The organism is Kaistia adipata DSM 17808 (assembly GCF_000423225.1).
Taxonomy (GTDB): Bacteria; Pseudomonadota; Alphaproteobacteria; order Rhizobiales; family Kaistiaceae; genus Kaistia; species Kaistia adipata.
Genome location: NZ_AUHO01000007.1, coordinates 771,389 through 789,006, shown reverse-complemented (window position 1 = coordinate 789,006; position 17,618 = coordinate 771,389). Strand labels below are relative to the sequence as shown.

17 protein-coding genes are annotated in these 17,618 nt (G+C 66.7%); 12 read left to right on the top strand and 5 right to left on the bottom strand.

The genetic code is table 11. The annotated features are described in order from the left end of the window. The first annotated feature begins 114 nt into the window (after nt 1–114). Together G539_RS0108605 and G539_RS0108600 are read left to right on the top strand one after the other, a co-directional pair. Nucleotides 115–1,419 (top strand): NAD(P)/FAD-dependent oxidoreductase, encoded by a 1,305-nt coding sequence (locus tag G539_RS0108605; RefSeq protein WP_029074836.1) that lies wholly within the window; start codon nt 115–117, stop codon nt 1,417–1,419. 15 nt (nt 1,420–1,434) lie between these two features. Further along, nucleotides 1,435–1,824, top strand: coding sequence for a RidA family protein (locus tag G539_RS0108600; RefSeq protein WP_029074835.1), 390 nt, complete (start codon nt 1,435–1,437; stop codon nt 1,822–1,824). Between the two features lie 3 nt (nt 1,825–1,827). Here the strand turns inward: G539_RS0108600 and G539_RS0108595 are convergent, their stop codons facing one another. Next, the gene (locus G539_RS0108595) at nt 1,828–2,415 is read right to left on the bottom strand and encodes a helix-turn-helix domain-containing protein (RefSeq protein WP_029074834.1); all 588 of its coding nucleotides are present in this window, start codon (nt 2,413–2,415) and stop codon (nt 1,828–1,830) included. A gap of 145 nt (nt 2,416–2,560) precedes the next feature. Here G539_RS0108595 and G539_RS24170 point away from each other — a divergent pair, with 145 nt between their 5' ends. From G539_RS24170 to G539_RS0108570, 5 genes are all read left to right on the top strand, one after another. Continuing rightward, nucleotides 2,561–3,385, top strand: coding sequence for a transporter substrate-binding domain-containing protein (locus G539_RS24170; protein WP_051231214.1), 825 nt, complete (start codon nt 2,561–2,563; stop codon nt 3,383–3,385). Between the two features lie 25 nt (nt 3,386–3,410). Then, the gene (locus G539_RS0108585) at nt 3,411–4,148 is read left to right on the top strand and encodes an amino acid ABC transporter permease (RefSeq protein ID WP_029074833.1); all 738 of its coding nucleotides are present in this window, start codon (nt 3,411–3,413) and stop codon (nt 4,146–4,148) included. A gap of 33 nt (nt 4,149–4,181) precedes the next feature. After that, a complete protein-coding gene (locus G539_RS0108580; RefSeq protein WP_035830818.1) occupies nt 4,182–4,904 on the top strand; it encodes an amino acid ABC transporter ATP-binding protein in 723 nt (240 codons plus the stop codon). 81 nt (nt 4,905–4,985) lie between these two features. Further along, nucleotides 4,986–5,993, top strand: coding sequence for an arginase family protein (locus tag G539_RS0108575; RefSeq protein ID WP_051231213.1), 1,008 nt, complete (start codon nt 4,986–4,988; stop codon nt 5,991–5,993). A gap of 46 nt (nt 5,994–6,039) precedes the next feature. Then, nucleotides 6,040–7,494, top strand: a complete 1,455-nt coding sequence (locus G539_RS0108570) for an NAD-dependent succinate-semialdehyde dehydrogenase (RefSeq protein ID WP_051231212.1) — start codon at nt 6,040–6,042, stop codon at nt 7,492–7,494. Nucleotides 7,495–7,563: 69 nt separating this feature from the next. On the opposite strand, the gene G539_RS0108565 is transcribed toward G539_RS0108570, so the two are convergent. After that, the gene (locus tag G539_RS0108565) at nt 7,564–8,592 is read right to left on the bottom strand and encodes an aldo/keto reductase (RefSeq protein ID WP_029074829.1); all 1,029 of its coding nucleotides are present in this window, start codon (nt 8,590–8,592) and stop codon (nt 7,564–7,566) included. A 429-nt stretch (nt 8,593–9,021) separates the two neighbouring features. Here G539_RS0108565 and G539_RS0108560 point away from each other — a divergent pair, with 429 nt between their 5' ends. From G539_RS0108560 to G539_RS0108540, 5 genes are all read left to right on the top strand, one after another. Continuing rightward, nucleotides 9,022–10,077: a LacI family DNA-binding transcriptional regulator gene (locus G539_RS0108560; RefSeq protein ID WP_029074828.1), complete on the top strand. Its 1,056-nt coding sequence runs from the start codon at nt 9,022–9,024 to the stop codon at nt 10,075–10,077. Between the two features lie 234 nt (nt 10,078–10,311). After that, the gene (locus tag G539_RS0108555) at nt 10,312–11,490 is read left to right on the top strand and encodes an ABC transporter substrate-binding protein (RefSeq protein ID WP_245576838.1); all 1,179 of its coding nucleotides are present in this window, start codon (nt 10,312–10,314) and stop codon (nt 11,488–11,490) included. A 4-nt stretch (nt 11,491–11,494) separates the two neighbouring features. After that, nucleotides 11,495–12,412: a carbohydrate ABC transporter permease gene (locus tag G539_RS0108550; RefSeq protein ID WP_245576837.1), complete on the top strand. Its 918-nt coding sequence runs from the start codon at nt 11,495–11,497 to the stop codon at nt 12,410–12,412. 1 nt (nt 12,413) lies between these two features. Continuing rightward, nucleotides 12,414–13,250 carry a carbohydrate ABC transporter permease gene (locus tag G539_RS0108545; protein ID WP_029074825.1) on the top strand — a complete coding sequence of 279 codons (837 nt, stop codon included), beginning with the start codon at nt 12,414–12,416 and terminating at the stop codon, nt 13,248–13,250. Between the two features lie 42 nt (nt 13,251–13,292). Next, complete coding sequence (locus G539_RS0108540) at nt 13,293–14,369, top strand: Gfo/Idh/MocA family protein (RefSeq protein WP_029074824.1); 1,077 nt, start codon at nt 13,293–13,295, stop codon at nt 14,367–14,369. A gap of 5 nt (nt 14,370–14,374) precedes the next feature. Here the strand turns inward: G539_RS0108540 and ccoS are convergent, their stop codons facing one another. Genes ccoS through G539_RS0108525 form a run of 3 tightly spaced genes read right to left on the bottom strand, consistent with a single transcriptional unit; the run spans nt 14,375 to nt 17,605 of the window. Next, nucleotides 14,375–14,539, bottom strand: coding sequence for a cbb3-type cytochrome oxidase assembly protein CcoS (gene ccoS, locus G539_RS0108535; protein ID WP_029074823.1), 165 nt, complete (start codon nt 14,537–14,539; stop codon nt 14,375–14,377). Further along, nucleotides 14,532–16,823: a cation-translocating P-type ATPase gene (locus G539_RS24165; RefSeq protein ID WP_084639885.1), complete on the bottom strand. Its 2,292-nt coding sequence runs from the start codon at nt 16,821–16,823 to the stop codon at nt 14,532–14,534. The genes ccoS and G539_RS24165 overlap by 8 nt, the downstream gene beginning before the upstream one ends. Then, nucleotides 16,820–17,605: a DUF2189 domain-containing protein gene (locus tag G539_RS0108525; RefSeq protein ID WP_029074822.1), complete on the bottom strand. Its 786-nt coding sequence runs from the start codon at nt 17,603–17,605 to the stop codon at nt 16,820–16,822. The genes G539_RS24165 and G539_RS0108525 overlap by 4 nt, the downstream gene beginning before the upstream one ends. Nucleotides 17,606–17,618 lie beyond the last annotated feature (13 nt).

Below are 17,618 nucleotides of genomic sequence, written 5' to 3'. Positions count from 1 at the left end.
CCTCCAAAAACCGGCCGTGAACGGCGGCTCAAGCCCGCACGCGCGCCCTTGCCTATGCGTCAATTTCGCTATAGACGAACTTTGTTCGCATATCGTGAATCGGAGGGGAATGTCGTGCGGCTCGAGGGCGGAACCGGCTCAGCTATATCTCAAAGTCCGTACTGGTGGGAGGCCCGAGACCGCGGCACCGACCAGCCGCTGCCATCCGGCGCGATCGACGTCGCGGTCATCGGCTCCGGATATACCGGTCTGAACGCCGCGCTGCGGCTGGCCCGCGCCGGCACCAAGGTGCTGGTCGTCGAGGCGGGCGACCTCGGCGAAGGCGGCAGCACGCGCAACGGCGGCATGGTATCCGGCACGCTCAAGGTCTCGCATCCGCAGCTGGTCAAGACATACGGCAAGGAACGGGCCGACCGGATCTTCTTCGAGGCGCAGAACTCGGTCCTGTTTCTCGAGAAGCAGATCGCCGAGAACGCGATCGACTGCGGCTACCAACGCCACGGCATGTATTTCGCCGCCTATGCGCCGAAGCACTATGACGACCTGGCGGTCGAGGCCGAGCAGCTCGACGCGCTCGGCGTCGAGACGCGCATGGTCTCCCGCGCCGACCAGAAGCGCGAGCTGAACTCCGACCTCTATTTCGGCGGCCGCATCACGACCTTCGCCGGCGGACTGCATCCGGCGCGCTATCACGCCGGGCTGGTCCGCGCCTGCCGCGACGCCGGCGTCCAGTTCGTCACGCGCTGCCGCGTCGAAGCGATGAACAAGGAAGGCGGGCGCTTCGTGCTCTCGACGGCGAAGGGCACGGTCCGCGCCGAGCGCCTGGTCGTCGCGACCAACGCCTATACCGATGGCAGCCTGTCCTGGTTCAAGCGCCGCGTCATTCCGATCGGCAGCTACATCATCGCGACCGAGGAACTCGATCCCGAGCGCCTCAAGGCGCTGATCCCGGGCAAGCGCATGATCCAGGACACCAAGCGCAACCTCTACTACTACCGCCTGTCACCGGATGGCCGCCGCATGATCTTCGGCGGACGCACCAGCTTCCGGCCGATCAGCGTGCTGGAGAGCGCGCGCCGGCTGCGCCTGTCCATGGCCGAGGTGTTCCCGAGCCTTGCCAATGTCGGCGTCACCCACAGCTGGACCGGCAACGTCGCGTTCACCTTCGACTCCCTGCCGCATCTCGGCTCGCGGGACGGCGTCCACTACGCGCTCGGCTGCTGCGGCCAGGGCGTCGCGCTGATGAGCCATTTCGGCCACTGCCTCGCCGGCGACATCCTCGGCACCGGCGAGACAAGCGCCTTCGCCTTCAACCCGATCAAGACCGTCCCCGGCTACACCGGCAATCCGTGGTTCATTCCCGTCATCGGCGAGTATTACCGCTTCCTGGACTGGCTCGATCGTCCTTCCCGCTCCTGATCAGAAAGGTCCAACATGATCCGTTTTGCCAATCCGCCGGCGGCGCCGCAGCCGCCGAGCCGCTATTCGCAGGTCGCGGTCGCGCCCGCCAACGCCGAATATGTCTTCCTGTCCGGCCAGGTCGGCCTCAACGACGACGGCAGCATCGCCGAAGGCGCAACGCGCCAGGCCGAATTGACCTGGAAGCACATTGAGACGCTGCTCGCTTCCGAAGACCTGACGCTCGCCGACGTCGTCAAGGTGACCGGCTACCTGACCAGCGCCGACGATGTCGGCGCCTACAAGGAAGTGCGCGACCGGCTGATGCCCGAGCCGCCGCCGGCATCCACCGTCGTCATCGTCTCGGGCTTCGTCGCCAAGGGCCTGCTGGTCGAGATCGACGTCGTCGCCGTCAAGCGCGCGTAAGGCTCAGGACGGTCGCGGCGTCATCACGAAGATCGCGACCGTCCGCTCGGTGGAGGAAGGGTTGAGGAAGGTGTGCAGGAGGCGCGGATCGAACGTCATCGAATCCCCGGCCTGCAGTTCGAAGCTCTCATTCTCCATCCGCACCACCAGCGTGCCGGAAACGACGTGGATGAACTCCTCCTCGGCGCGTAGCGAATAGAGCTTCTCGCCGCCCGTGCCGAGCGGCTCGATCTCGGTCCAGAGCGCCTGCAGACGAGTGCTGTTGCTGGCCGTCAGCAGCGAATCCGACACCCCGGTGCCGCCGAAGGAGACCTTCGGCCGCTCGTCGGCGCGGACGACGGTCGAGATCGTCGAATTGAACAGATCGCCGATCGAGAGCCCCAGCGCGTCACAGAGGCGAACCAGCGAGGCGACCGAGGGCGAGGTCTTGTCGTTCTCGATGTCGCTCAGAAAGCTCTTCGTCAGCTCGACCGTCTTGGCGACGCTTTCGAGCGTCAGGTTGAGCTGCCGGCGGCGCTCCTTGATCAGGCCGCCGAATTTCGGCGCCGGCTTCTGGGGCTTGCTGGCCGCGGGCGAAGTGTCCGTCTTCATCGGTAATCCTTGAACTCAGGGTGCATCACCCTCATACCGCATGTTCGCTAAAAACGAAATTAGTTGACTTATAGAGAAATTCGGGTAGGACAGTATAGATAAGGGGTAGGAGGAAATCTGCCCCGTTTCCAAGAGGGGAATTGTCGTGTCGAAGTCATTCAAGACCGGAATTTTGTGCGCCCTTGCGCTCGCCGCAGCAACGGCACCGTCCATAGCCGCCGATGCGCAGCCGTCTTTTGTTGGGGACAAGGTATTCACCGTCTGCACCGACGCGACGTTCCCGCCAATGGAGTTCTTCGAGAGCGCCGGCAACGCGGAACCGGTCGGCTTCGACATCGATCTCGCCAAGGCGCTGGCGACGCATTGGGGCGTTGAATCCCGCATCGTCGTCTCCGAGTTCACCGGCCTGCTTCCCGGCCTCGACGCCGGCCGCTGCGACGCCGTGATCAGCGGCATCCCGCTGACCCCGGAGCGCGTCGCCTCCTATCCGGGCATCCCCTATTTCTCCACCGCCGTCGTCGTCTTCGCGGCCGAGAAGTCGGACCTCGCGATCACCGACGCCGCCGAGCTGTCCGGCAAGACCGTCGCCGTCCAGGCCGGCACGAGCTACCTCGCCCGCCTCGAGAAGGTCAACGAGACGCTCGCCAAGGACGGCCGTCCCGCCATCCAGATCCAGACCTATCCGAAGCAGACCGACGTCATCCAGCAGGTGCTGGTCGGCCGCGCCGATGCGGCCGTGTCGCAGGACACGGAGCTGGCTTACCGCAACCTGCAGAAGCCCGGCCAGTTCAAGACCATCTACGCCTTCCCCGATACCAGCGACTTCGCCGTGTTCGTCAAGCGCATCGACGGTGATGAAGCCGCCGTCAGCGCGTCCGTCGCCGCCCTCGTCAAGGAAGGCAAGCTCGCCGAAGTCGCCAAGAAGTGGGGCACCTCGGTCGACAGCCTCGTTCCCGGCGTGAGCCAATAATCTCGGGCGGGGGTGGAGATACGACATGGCCTTTGATAGCTCGGTCTTCTTCGGGGCGCTGTTCTCGACCGCGTTCCTGAACGGAGCCCTGGTCACGGTCTTTCTGGCACTGTTGTCGCATGGCGTCGGCATCCTGATTTCCATCCCCGCCGCCCTCTACATCAGCGGGCCACCCAGCCCGCTTCGCTGGCTCGTCAAGGGTGTCCTCGGCGTCCTGCGCGGCGCGCCGACGCTGCTGCAGCTTCTGTTCGTCTGGAACGCGCTGCCGCAGTTCTTCCCGGTGTTCCGCGAGCCCTGGTTCTCGCCCTTCCTGGCGGCCTGGATCGCGCTCAGCCTGAACGAGGCCGCCTACCAGACCGAGATCAACCGCGCCGCGCTCGGCGCCATCGATCCCGGCCAGAAGGCCGCCGGCGTCGCGCTCGGCATGACGCGGTTCCAGATCCTGCGCAAAATCCTGCTGCCGCAGGCGGTGCGCGTCGCCCTGCCCTCGACCGCGAACGAGTTCATCACGCTTCTGAAGATCACCTCGCTCGCCTCGGTCATCTCGCTCTCCGAGCTGATGAGCGTCACTTCGCGCGCCGTGGCGACCACGTTCCAGTTCACCGAGTACTACGCCGCCGCGCTCGTCTACTACCTGGTCATGGTCTACGTGCTGGTATTCCTGCAGTCGCGGCTCGAGCGTCGTCTCGTCTGGAACACCTCCGCCGCCGAGGCCTCGCCCGGCATGCTGCAGAAGGCGATGGCCTTCTACCGCCGCTCCTGACCCTCATTTCGATTGGTGATCCTCGTGTCCGAAATGATCCGCGTCGAGAACATCAGCAAGCGCTACGGCGATTTCCTCGTGCTGGACAAGGTCAGTCTGTCCATCGCCAAGGGCGCCAAGGTCGTCATCTGCGGCCCCTCCGGGTCCGGCAAGTCGACCCTGATCCGCTGCATGAACTACCTCGCCCCGCATGACACCGGCGCCGTTTCGATCGACGGCGTCGAACCGAAAAACCGCCGCGCCTGCGAGGCGGTCCGGCGCGAGGTCGGCATGGTGTTCCAGAACTTCAACCTGTTCCCGCACCTGACCATCCTCGAAAACTGCATCCTGGCGCCGATGATGACGCGCAAGCTGTCGCGCGCCGCGGCGACGGAGCGGGCGCATCAGTATCTGAAGCGCGTCCATATCGCCGAGCAGGCCAGCAAATATCCGTCGCAGCTGTCGGGCGGCCAGCAGCAGCGCGTCGCGATCGCCCGCGCGCTCTGCATGGAGCCCAAGGCCATCCTGTTCGACGAGCCGACCTCGGCGCTCGATCCCGAGATGGTCGGCGAAGTGCTCGACGTGATGGTGGAGCTCGCCGGCGACGGCATGACCATGGTCTGCGTGACGCACGAGATGGCCTTCGCCCGCAAGGTCGCCGACCAGATCGTCTTCATGGACAAGGGCCAGATCGTCGAGGTCGCGCCGCCCGAGCAGTTCTTCACCGCGCCGACGTCCGCCCGCGCCAAGACCTTCCTGTCGCAACTCCAGCACTAACCGCCCCCTGAATTTGGGATCGGGCCGCCCGGCGCCTCCTCGCGCCACGGCTTCGCTCGCCCCGAGCAAATGGAAACCGCTATGACCGAATTCGACTTCGACGCCGCGCGCAAGGACATGGGCCGCTGGTACTGGTGGGGCATCCCGACCTTCTTCCGCTGCGAGTGGAACGAGGATCCGGCCGCCAGCGACATCGCCCTGCTCGGCGTCCCGCACAGCTCCGGCAACGGCTCGACCGAGCGCGACCAGCATCTCGGCCCCCGCGCCGTCCGCCACGTCTCGGCCCAGTATCGCCGCAGCCATGGCCGCTTCGGCATCACGCCGTGGGATCTCGCCCGCATCAACGACGCCGGCGACGTGCCGCTGCCCGAGGCGATGGTCAACGACGTCTGCGTCGAGCACATCGAGGCCTATGCCCGCCGCTTCAACGATGTCGGCACGCGCCTCGTCTCGATGGGCGGCGACCACGGCATCACCGGCCCGCTGCTGAAGTCGGTCGCCGGCCCGCATTCGAAGCTGACCAACGGCCAGAAAGTGGCGCTGGTGCATTTCGACGCCCACACCGACAGCTACCGCCACATGCCGCATTGGCTCGGCAGCCGCCGCTCCTCGGCGCATTGGGCGAGCTACACGGTCGAGGAAGGCCATGTCGACGCGCACGCCTCGACCCAGATCGGCATTCGTCCGAATGTCGGCACTCCCGGCTCGAAGAACACCAGCGAGGAGCTCGGCTACCGCATCATCGGCATGGACGAGATCGAGGAGATCGGCGTTCAGGGCGTGGTGAAGACGATGCGCGAGCGGATCGGCGACCTGCCGGTCTACGTCACGTTCGACCTGGATTCGCTCGATCCGGCCGACGCCCCCGGCGTGTCCAACCTCGAGCCCGGCTATCCCGGCATCCGCATCGGCGACGCCATGCGCATGCTGCAGGGCCTGCGCGGGCTGAACGTCGTCGGCGCCGACGTCGTCTGCATCATGCCGACCAAGGACAACCCGAACAACATCACCGCGATGAACGCGATGGTCGTGATGTTCGAGCTGCTGTCGCTGATGGCCGACTACAAGAAGAACCACGCCCCCGCGTAGTTCCTTCCCGCCCAGCCACTCCCCTTCCCTGTCACGAGGACGCCCGATGAGCCTGCCCCTGAACGATCCCTCGCTCCTGCGGACCCAGTGCTACGTCGACGGCGTCTTCGTCGGGGACGGCGAGACGCCCGTCACCAATCCGGCGACGGGCGCGGAGCTGGCGCGGGTGCCCGCCTTCGGCACGCAGGAAGCGACCGAGGCCGTCGAGGCGGCTGAGCGCGCCTTCCGGCCGTGGGCGGCGCGCGTCGCCAAGGATCGCGCCAACATCCTGCGCCGCTGGTTCGACCTGATCGTCGAAAACCGCGACGACCTGGCGCTGATCCTGACCTCGGAGCAGGGCAAGCCGCTCGCCGAGGCGAAGGGCGAGATCGACTACGCCGCGGCTTACGTCGAGTTCTACGCCGAGGAGGCGAAGCGGATCGCCGGCGAGACGCTGCCGAGCCACCGCGCCGACGGCCGCATCCTGGTGCTGCGCCAGCCGACGGGCGTCGTCGCGGCGATCACGCCGTGGAACTTCCCGGCTGCGATGATCACCCGCAAGGTCGGCCCGGCGATCGCCGCCGGCTGCACCGTCGTGCTGAAGCCGGCCGGCGAGACGCCGCTGACGGCGCTGGCGCTGGCGGAACTCGCCGCACGCGCGGGCCTGCCGGCGGGCGTGCTCAATGTCGTCACCGGCCCGGCGCGGCCGATCGGCGAGGTGCTGACCTCGCATCCCGCCATCCGCATCGTCGGCTTCACCGGCTCGACCGAGGTCGGCAAGCAGCTGATGCGGCAATCGGCAGGTACGGTGAAGAAGGTGGCGCTGGAGCTTGGCGGCAACGCGCCCTTCATCGTCTTCGATGACGCCGATCTCGACGCGGCCGTCGAGGGCGCGATCCTGTCGAAGTTCCGCAATGCCGGTCAGACCTGCGTCTGCACCAACCGCATCTATGTCCAGCGCGGCGTCGAGGCGGCTTTCACCGAGAAGCTCGCCGCCGCCGTCGCGGCGCTGCAGGTCGGCGACGGGGCGAGCGAGAACGTGCAGCTCGGGCCGCTGATCAACGAGAAGGCGGTCGAGAAGATCGAGGAGCACATCGCCGATGCGCTTTCGAAGGGCGCCCGGACGCTCGTCGGCGGCAAGCGGCATGCCCGCGGCGGCACCTTCTTCGAGCCGACGCTGCTTTCCGGCGTCGACGAGACCATGCAGGTGGCGGGCGAAGAGACCTTCGGTCCGCTGGCACCGGTGTTCGTCTTCGACGACGAGGCCGAGGTGGTCGCCAAGGCGAACGACACCGAGTTCGGCCTCGCCGCCTACCTCTATACCCGCGACATCGGCCGCATCTTCCGCGTCGGCGAGGCGCTCGAATACGGCATGGTCGGCATCAATTCCGGCCTGATCTCGACCGAGCTGGCGCCGTTCGGCGGCGTCAAGGAGAGCGGCAACTCCCGCGAGGGCTCGCATCACGGCATCGAGGAATTCGTCGAGAAGAAGTACCTCTTCGTCGGCGGCCTCGATCGCTGAGGCTTCCGCAAGAATCACCGAACTGAAACGGGCCCCTCGGGGCCCGTTTCTCGTTTCGATCGAGCCGGCTCAGATCGCCGGGATGAGGCCTTCGGCCTCGAGCGTGGTCCAGAGCTCCTCGGGAATGTCGCGCTCGAACCACTCGACATTGCCCTTTACCTGCGCCGCCGTCTTGGCGCCGATCACCACCACGGTGGAGGCCGGGTGGCGCAGCGGATACTGGATCGCGGCGGCCGGCAGCGGCACGTCGAAGCGGCGGCAGACGGCCTCCAGCTTGTCGACCTTGGCGAGGATCTCGGCCGGCGCGTCGACATAGTTGAACTTCTTGCGGCCCGAGGTCGACGCCAGGATGCCGGAGTTGAAGACGCCACCGATCACCAGGTCGACGTCGTGCTTCTTCGCCAGCGGCAGGAAGGTCTCGGCCGCATCGCCGTCGAGCAGGGTGTAGCGGCCCGCCAGCAGGCAGACATCGAGATCGGCCTCCTGCATGGCGTCGCGGATCACCTGCCATTCGTTGACGCCGAGGCCGAAGCCGGCGATCAGGCCCGCCGCCTTCAGCTCGCCCAGCGCCTTGAAGCCGCCGCCCTTGGTCAGCGCATTCCAGTGATGGTCGTGCAGTTCGCCATGCGTGACGCGGCCGATATCGTGCAGGAACAGGATGTCGAGACGGCCAAGGCCGGTGCGCTGGCGGCTATCGTCATAGGAACGCAGGATCGCGTCGTAGGAGTAGTCGAACACCTCGCGGAACGGCAGGCCGTTGCTCCAGCCGGAATCGAACTCGTTCTTCGGCGCTTCCGGCGGCAGTACGCGACCCGGACGGTCGAAGCTCATCAGGCGACCGACCTTGGTCGAAACGCGGAAGCTTTCCGGATCCTGCTCGCGCAGGAAATGGCCCATCAGGTGCTCCGAACGACCGAGGCCGTACATCGGCGCGCTGTCGAAATAGCGCAGGCCCGCGTCCCAGGCGGCCTGCATCGCGCCCTCGGCGTCGGCAAGCGCGACCGGCGCATAGAGGCCGCCGAAAGGCGCGGTACCGAGGCCGAGCAGGGTCAGGTCGATGTTCGAGCGCTTGAGATGCTTCTTGTCAGAGGCTTTCACGATTCAACGTCCATGGTCAGAGTAGGAGCACGGGCCCTGCGCCCTCCCCGCGACGACGTCGTCCGCGGCGGAGCCGGCCGCATGGCCCGGCGCTGCGAATCGGTCCTCCCGAGAAGCATCGCGCCACCGAGAAGGGACACGAGAAGCGGATCGGCGACAAGCGGGCTGATGACGTAGCGCCAACCGACCTGCGTTGCCCGACGATCCCGGCAATGCCGCCCTGCTCGGATGGGCAGACCGGTTTGGGCATGACCGGCTAACCCGAAGCGGCGATCCAGTCACGGAAACCGCTCTCGATCGCGCCACCATGTGCCCGGTGTTCGTCGACACGGCCTTTCGCGTGACCCGCATCGACCGACCAGATTCCGTTTGCACTCCATGTGAGATCGATCTCATATTGATGTGAGATCGATCTCATGCGGAGTTTCCATGAAGCCGAGATCTGCCACGCTCCTGGATGTCGCCCGCGAAGCCGGCGTTTCCCGCGCCACCGTCGCCCGCGTCCTCAGTGCTGGCGGCTATGTCGGCGAAGAGACGCGCCTGCGGGTCGAGGAAGCGGTACGGCTAACCGGCTACCGGCCGAACGTGATGGCCCGCAGCCTCAGGACGCAGCGCACCTACACGATCGGCCACATCACGGCCGAGTTCACGCAGAACCCCTTCTTCGCGCATGTCGCCCGCTCGATCGAGCGGGAGGGGCTGGCCCATGGCTACAAAACGTTCCTGTACAATCAGGACGGCAGCGACGCGCATGAGCGGGCCGGCGTCGAGCAGTTCATCGAGCGCCGGGTCGACGCCGTCATCTTCACCTACCCACGCGATCCGCAAAGCCTTGCCATGCTGCGGGCCGCGGCCATGCCGGTGGTGCAGATCGAGCGCGACTTGACGGCCGATACGGACGCCGTCCTGGTCGACAACTACGCCGGTGCCGCCGCCGGCATGGCACATCTTCTGCAGCTCGGGCATCGTCGCATCGCCTTCATCGGCGGCGATCCCGACCTGCATCCGCGCTCCAGCCGCCGCCCGCGCTCCGTCGAGGAGGAACGGCTCGACGCCTATCGCGACGCGCTCGCCGGCGTCGGCGCCAGCATCGACGAGAAGCTGATCTGGCTCGGGCGATATTACGAGCCCGACAACGGCATCAACATCGCCGGCTATCGCGCCATGAAGGCGCTACTGGAACTACCCGAGCGCCCGACCGCGATCTTCACGGGTTGCGACGTGCTCGCCGCCGGCGCCCTGCAGGCACTCTACGAGGCCAATCTCCGCATTCCCGACGACATGTCCGTCGTCGGCTTCGACGACACCACGGCCCGCATCCTGGCCCCCCGGCTGACCTCCGTGGCCCAGCCGATGACCGAGCTCGGCAAGACAGCGCTGCAGCTCGCCCTGACGCAGATCGACAACTCCGGCGTCGAGCCCCAGACCATCATCCTGTCGCCGCATCTGATCGTCCGCAACTCGACCGCTCCCCTCCGCGGCTAGCGCCAACACGCTGTGGAGGGCCTTGACCGGCAAGAACCGATCAACCCGAACGGAAAGGAGGCACGACCACCCCATAGGATCTCCGAAGACCAAGAATAATCATCGTCTAGAGAAGGAAACGCTATGAAGTTGTTTGGCAATGCCCCCCGCCGGGGCAGGGCACGGGTCTTTGTGCGCCTTGCTACCGCTGCTTTCATCAGTCTTTCGCCGCTCGCCGCTCAGGCGCAGGAGACCGTGAAGCTGAACTTCTGGGACATGATCTGGGGGCCTCCCGAATATATCGACTCGGCCAAGGAGCTCGTAGCCCAGTTCAACAAGGAAAACCCGGGCATCCAGGTCGAGTACCGCTCCGTCCCCTGGAACAACTGGTATCAGACCTTCGTGACCGCAATCAGCTCCGGCACGGCGCCGGACCTGTCGACCGGCGCCGGCTACCAGGCCGTGCAGCTCTATGACCAGGGCGCGATCCGACCGATCGACGACGTCATCGAGGAGCTGAAGGCGGACGGCGAACTCGCCGACTTCCTGCCGAACACCGTCGACACGCTACGCTATGACGACCATTACGTGGCGCTGCCCTGGGGTATCGACATCCGCGTCTGGTTCTACCGCAAGGACCTTTTGGAACAGGCCGGCCTGAAGGTTCCGACCACGTGGGAGGAACTGCGCGCCGCCGCCAAGGCCACCACCAAGGACGGCCGCTACGGCATCGTCGCCTCCGGTGACACCGGCGGGTCGCACTTCCTCTACAGCGCTCTTCTCAACAATGGCGGCGGCCTGTTCACCGCCGATCGCAAGCTCGACCTCCGCAACGAGCGCAACAAGGAGGCGTTCGACGCCCTCGCCGGCATGGTCGCCGACGGCTCCGTCAGCCCGGCCAGCACCGGCTACAACAGTGACGACCGCCGTGCCGCCTTCAACCGGGGCCAGGCCGCCTTCACGCTCGACGGCCCGGGCCTGATTGCCCAGGCCGGCGACCAGGCCGCCAATATCGGCGTTGTGCCGCCGCTCGCCGGCATGCATGGCGACAAGGGCACGATCTTCTGGGTCAACAACATCATGGTCTATGAACAGACCAAGCATCCGGAAGAGACCAAGACCTTCCTGAAATGGTGGTCGAAGAACCAGCTGCCGCTCTGGACCAAGGGCCAGTCCGGCCAGTTGCCAACCCGCGCCTCGATCGCGGCCAACGACTACTTCAAGAACGACCAGGCGCGCGCCTTCGTGCTGGAGCAGTATGTGCCGATCGGCAAGACGACCGCCACCCATGCGTCCGGCATCTTCCCCGCACTCAATGATCTCGAAGGCGAAGGCGCCATGCAGGCCTTCGCGCAGGAACTCTGGCAGGGCAAGCCGATCGACCAGGTCGTCGATACGGCCGAGGCACGTCTCAAGTCGATCCTGAAGGAATAGTCACGTGTCGGTCCGGCCCCTGCCTGCCGGCGAAACCACGACCTGGCGCGCAAGCGCCAGGGAGTGGCTGCGCTCGGGCAACTCCCTCCCCTTCTGTCTGCTCGCGCCGTCGATCTTCCTGATGCTCGCGGTCATCGCCTATCCGATGCTGACCGGGTTCTATTACGGGTTCACGACCGGCTCGCTGCTCAAGACCGGCAAGTTCGTCGGGTTCGACAACTACATCCGCCTGCTGCAGTCGGCGGACTTCCTGCACGCGCTGTGGTTCAGCTTGATCTTCGCCGTCTTCAACGTGATCGGGTGCTATGTGCTCGGCCTCGGATTGGCGCTGCTGATGAACCAGGACGTGCCGTTCCGCGGCTTCTTCCGCGTCGCGCTGCTTCTGCCGTGGATCGTGCCGTCGATCGTCTCGATCGTCAGCTGGCGCTGGATGATGGCCGACCAGCACGCCCTCTTCAACCAGATCATCGGCCTATTCGGCGGCAGCCCGATCTACTTCCTGAGCGACGAGCACTGGGCGATCGCCGCCGTCATCGCCATTAAGATCTGGCGCTCCTTCCCCTTCATGATGCTGTCGCTGCTCGCCGCGCTGCAGGGCATCGACCGCAGCCTCTACGAGGCCGCGTCGCTCGACGGCGCCTCGCGCTGGAACCAGTTCCGCTATGTGACACTGCCGCAGCTCAGCAACATCTCGATCGTGCTGTGCCTCTTGATGACGATCTGGACGGTCAACGACTTCGACACGCCATGGCTCTTGACCCAGGGCGGGCCGGCCAACGCGACCGAGAACCTCGTCCTACTCGCTTATCGCTACACCTTCGGGCGCAACGATGTCGGCCTCGGCTCCGCCGTCTCCTTCATCACGCTTGCGATCCTGATGGTGCTCGTCGTCATCCTGCTGCGTCGCCAGAGGGAGCGCTGACATGGCCCATTCTGCCTCCCCGAACCGCAAGCGCTGGATGATGTTCTGGCTGCTCGTCGTCATCACCATCGTCATCAACCTGCCGATCATCCTGATGGTGATGAACTCGTTCCAGACGACGGAACAACTGGTCAACCGCACGAGCATCCTGCCGCACGACCTGACGCTCGCGAACTATCGCTATCTGAACGAGCGGACGAATTTCTGGACCTTCCTCTGGAACTCGTTCACCGTCTCGGGCGTCAGCACGATCACCAGCGCGGCCATCGCGGCGCTGGCTGGCTACGCGCTCTCGCGCTTCCGCGGCCGGCTGATCACCGGCTATTCGCGGGCGCTCTTCGTCGTCCAGATGTTCCCGATCATCCTGGCGCTGATCCCGCTGTTCATGCTGTTCCGCTCGCTCGGCCTGATCAACAGCCCGTGGTCAGTGATCATTCTCTACACAGTGGTGCACCTGCCCTTCGCGACCTGGATGGCGCGGGCCTTCTTCGACACCATCCCGCGCGAGCTGGAAGACGCGGCCCTGGTCGACGGCTGCTCGCGCTTCGGCGCCTTCGTCCGCATCGTGCTGCCGCTCTCGGGCCCCGGCCTCGCGGCGATCGGCATCTTCTCGTTCCTGTTCTCCTACAACGAGTTCTTCGTCGCCAACGTCTTCCTGCGTGACCAGGACGCCATGACCCTGCCGGTCGGCATCACGATGTTCATGCAGCAATACTCGACCGACTGGGGGAGCTTGATGGCCGCCGCCACGGTCACCGTCATCCCGACCTTCATACTGTTCCTCGGCATCCAGAAATGGATCACCTACGGGGCTGTCTCCGGCGGCGTCAAAGGCTGACGCCGTCCTCCAACAAGACCAACAAAATCAAGGAAACGCATCGTGTCCCAGCAAATCCGCGTCGGCATCGTCGGCTGTGGCGAGGTCGCGCAGGTCATCCATCTGCCCGCGCTCCGCGACCTCGCCGATCTGTTCCGCGTCACCGCGCTCTGCGACGTCAGCCCTTCGGTGCTCGAGACCGTCGGCGGCCAGTGGCCGGAAGCCGGCCGCTACGCTGACTATCGCGACCTGGTGGCTTCGGCCGACGTCGACGCCGTCCTCGTCGCCAACCCGAACGTCTACCACGCCGAAGTCGCCATCGCTGCGATCGAGGCCGGCAAGCACGTGCTGATCGAGAAGCCCTACTGCGTCTCGCTGGCCGAGGCGGACGCGCTCGAAGCCGCCGCCGCCAAGGCCGGCGTCACCGTGCAGGTCGGCTTCATGCGGCGCTACGCCCCCGCCTTCACCGAGGCGGTCCGCCATCTCGAAAGCCGGCGCGGCGACATCCTTCTGGCCCGCGTGCACGACGTCATCGGCCCGAACGCGTCGATCATCAATTCGACATCGAACGTCGCGCGCGGCAAGGACGTGCCCGAGGCGCTGCTCGAAGAGGGCCGGCAGCGCATGAGCGCCGCGGCAAAGGCCGCCGTCGGGGTCGGCGAGGGACCAAAGTTCTCCGCCTACAACCTGCTGCTCGGCCTTTCCAGCCACGACATCTCGGCGATGCGCGAACTGCTCGGCCGGCCGAAAGCCGTCCTCAACGCGACGCAGCGCAATGGCGGCCGGGTGATCACGGCGAGCTTCGACTACGGCCATTTCGTCTGCCAGTTCGAGACGGCCGTCGACCAGATCCCGCATTTCGACGCGCATGTGGAAGTCGTGACGCCGACCGAGATCCTGCGCATCGCCTACGACACGCCCTATATCCGCCATTTGCCGGCCAAGCTGACCGTGCTGAAGGGCCATGGCACGGCCGGCACATCGACCGATACGAGCTTCCCGACGCGCTACGATTCCTTCGGGGTCGAATGGCGTGACTTCCACACCAATGTCACGGAAGGCCGGACACCCAAGACGTCGCTCGCCGACGCGCGCGCCGACCTGGAGATCTTCCGCGACATGATCGCGCTCATGCAGTAACCGCCTCAGACGCGCGGCGGGCTCGCATCATCCTCGTCATCGAGCAGGATGCGCTCCGCCGCGCCGTCGAGATCCTCGTACTGGTCGCTCTTCAGCGACCAGAAGAAGATCCAGAGCGCGACCACGCCGAAGAGGATCGCCAGCGGGATCAGGAAGACGAGACTATCCACGGCCGGCTGCCCTCGCCTCGGGGGCGGCGGTTTCCGGCGTCGTCGTGACGGCGGCAGCCCCCGGCGCCTCGGGCTTCGTCTGCCCGCCGCGACCCGCCCTCAGCCGCAGCGCGTTGGCGACCACGACGATCGACGACAGCGACATGGCGAGCGCGGCGACCAGCGGCGTGACGAAGCCGGCGATGGCGATCGGCAGCGCGATCAGGTTGTAGAGGATCGAGATGCCGAAGTTCTGGCGGATGAGCTTTCCCGCCTCCTTCGAGACGGCGAGGGCCAGCGGCACGGCGCCGAGGCCCGGCCGCAGGAAGACGAAATCCGCCGCCTTGCGACCGATGTCGGCGGCCGTCGCCGGCGCCATCGAGACATGCGCCGCCGCCAGCACCGGCGAGTCGTTCAGGCCGTCGCCGACCATCAGCGTCCTGTGGCCATCGCGGGCGAGCGCCTCGATCCGCGCCAGCTTGTCGGCCGGCAGCATCGCCGCCGTATAGTCGCCGATGCCGAGCTCGGCGGCGACCCGCGCGACGGCCGGCAACTGGTCGCCCGACAGCATCAGTGGCGAAAGCCCCTGCTGGCGGAGTGCCGTCACGGCCTCGCGCGCATCGGGGCGCAGATCGTCATGGAAGGCGAAGCGCGCGAGCACCCTGCCGTCGCGGCCGAGAACCGTTCCGGCCCCGTCCGAGACATCCGTCAGGGCGGCCCAGCCGACGCGTCCGAGCCGATAGACGGCGCCGTCCCGCGCCACCGCCTCGATGCCCTGCCCCGGTAGTTCGGTGACGCGGGTGAACACGATCCCGGCCGGGTTCCCACCGAAGCGGTCCGCGATCGCGCGCGAAGCCGGATGGTTGGACGTCGCCGCCAGGGCAGCGGCGATCCGCGCCGCCGCCGGATCGATCGCGGCATCCTCGTCGAGCCGCAACCGGCCGAGCGTCAGCGTGCCCGTCTTGTCGAAGGCGACGCTGTCGATCTCGGCCATGCGCTCCATGGCCGAGCCGTCCTTGACCATGATGCCGTTCTCGAACAGGCGCCGCGCCGCGACGACCTGGACGATCGGCACGGCGAGGCCGAGCGCGCAGGGACAGGTAACGATGAGAACGGCAATGGCGATGGTGATCGCCTGATGCCAGTCGCCGGTCGCCACGAGCCAGCCGACGAAGCTCAGCAACGCCGTCGCATGGATGACGGGCGAATAGAGCTGTGCCGCGCGGTCGGCCAGGCGGCGATAGCGCGCCTTGCCGCCCTCGGCGACCTCCATCAGGCGCACCATCTCGGCGAGGAAGGAATCGGCGCTGCGGGCGACGACGGTCATCGTCAACGGACCGGTCAGGTTGAGCATGCCCGCCTTGAGCGATGAGCCCTCGGCAACCGGCTGCGGCAGGCTCTCGCCGGAGACAACCGAGCAATCGAGCTCGGACTGGCCGGTCGCCACCACACCGTCGACGGGAATGCGATCCCCCGCCGCCACCATGAGCGTCATGCCGGGCTCGATCTCGGCGAGCGGCAGGTAGTCGCGCGAACCGTCGGCGCGCAGCACGGCGGCGCCCCGCGGCGCGAGGCGAACCAGCCCGCTCACCGCCTGGCGCGCCCGCTCGCGCATCATGTGGTCGAAGACCCGCCCGATCAGCAGGAAGAACAGCAGCGACGTCGCCGCATCGAAATAGGCGTGCGGACCGTTCTGATAGGTGTCGTAGACGCTCATGCCGAAGGCGAGCAGCACGCCGATCGAGATCGGGACGTCCATGTTGGTGCGACCGTGGCGGAGCGCATTCCAGGCCGAGCCGAAGAACACCTGGCCCGAGTAGAACAGCGCCGGCAGCGCCAGCACGGCGGAGATCCAGTGGAAGGCCTGGCGCGTGCCGGGCTCGGCGCCGGACCAGACCGACACCGAGAGCAGCATGATGTTCATCGACGAGAAGCCGGCGACCGCCAGCGCGCGCAGCAGCCAGGCAAGCTGCGGATCGCGATCACTCTCGCCGGCGTCGAACAGGTGCGCGGCATAGCCGAGGCCGTCCAGCGTCTCGAGCAGCGGCGGCACGTCGGCGCCGGTCCATTTCACGCTGACGCGCCGGGTCGAGAGATTGACCCGCGCATGCGTCACGCCGGGGAGCGCGGCGAGGCCGCGCTCGATCTTGCGGATGCAGTCGGCGCAATGCACCGCCGGCACGGCGAGGTCGACCTGGCGAACGCCGTCGCCAAGGTCACGGCTCGCCAGTTCCAGCTCCTCCCGCGAGACGGGAGCCTGGAGCGGCCGGGCGGCGGCCGCCGCGTCGACCGCGCAACAGGTCATTTCATCGCCTCGTAGCTGTGCCAGGTGGCATGGCCGAGCAGCGGGAACACGATGATCAGCCCGAGAAGGCCGGTCGCCACGCAGACGAGGAACAGCGCCAGAACGATCGCGCCCCAGGCGATCATCACCGGCAGATTGTTCCAAACCATCGAGATGCTGGTTCCCATCGCCGTGAACGCATCCGTCTTCTGGTCGAGCAGCATGGGGATGGAGAAGGTGCTGATGGCGAAGGAGAAGGCCGCGAACAGGCCGCCGACCACCGTGCCGACGACCAGCATGGCGAGGCCGATCGGCGTCGTGAACAGCATCGCCACGACGTGGTCGAGCCCCGGGAACGGGCGCAGGCCGAAGAACAGCGCGTAGATGATGACGGCGGCGCGCATCCAGACCAGCATCAGCAGGCAGAGGATGGCGCCGGTGAACAGCACCTGGCCGCCGGAATTCGGCCGCACGAACAGCATGCCGGCGAGCGAGATGCGCTCGCCCTTGGCGATGGCGCGGCTCTTGGCGTAGAGGCCGATCGCCACCAGCGGGCCGACAACCATGAAACCGGCCAGAGCCGGCAGCAGGATGTAGTCGAGCTCGAGCGCGAACAGGCCCCAGACCACCGCGACCGAGAGCGCGTAGACGACGAGGCCATAGACCAGGCTGTCGAGCGGACGGACCTTGAGATCGCGCCAGCCGGCGGCAAGCCAGCCGAGCGCGGCGCTGGCGGGGAGACCGCGCCGCCGCTGTTCGGCGAGCGGACGCGGGAAAGCTTCGGATGCCTTGGTGGTAGCCATGAGCCTCTCCTGC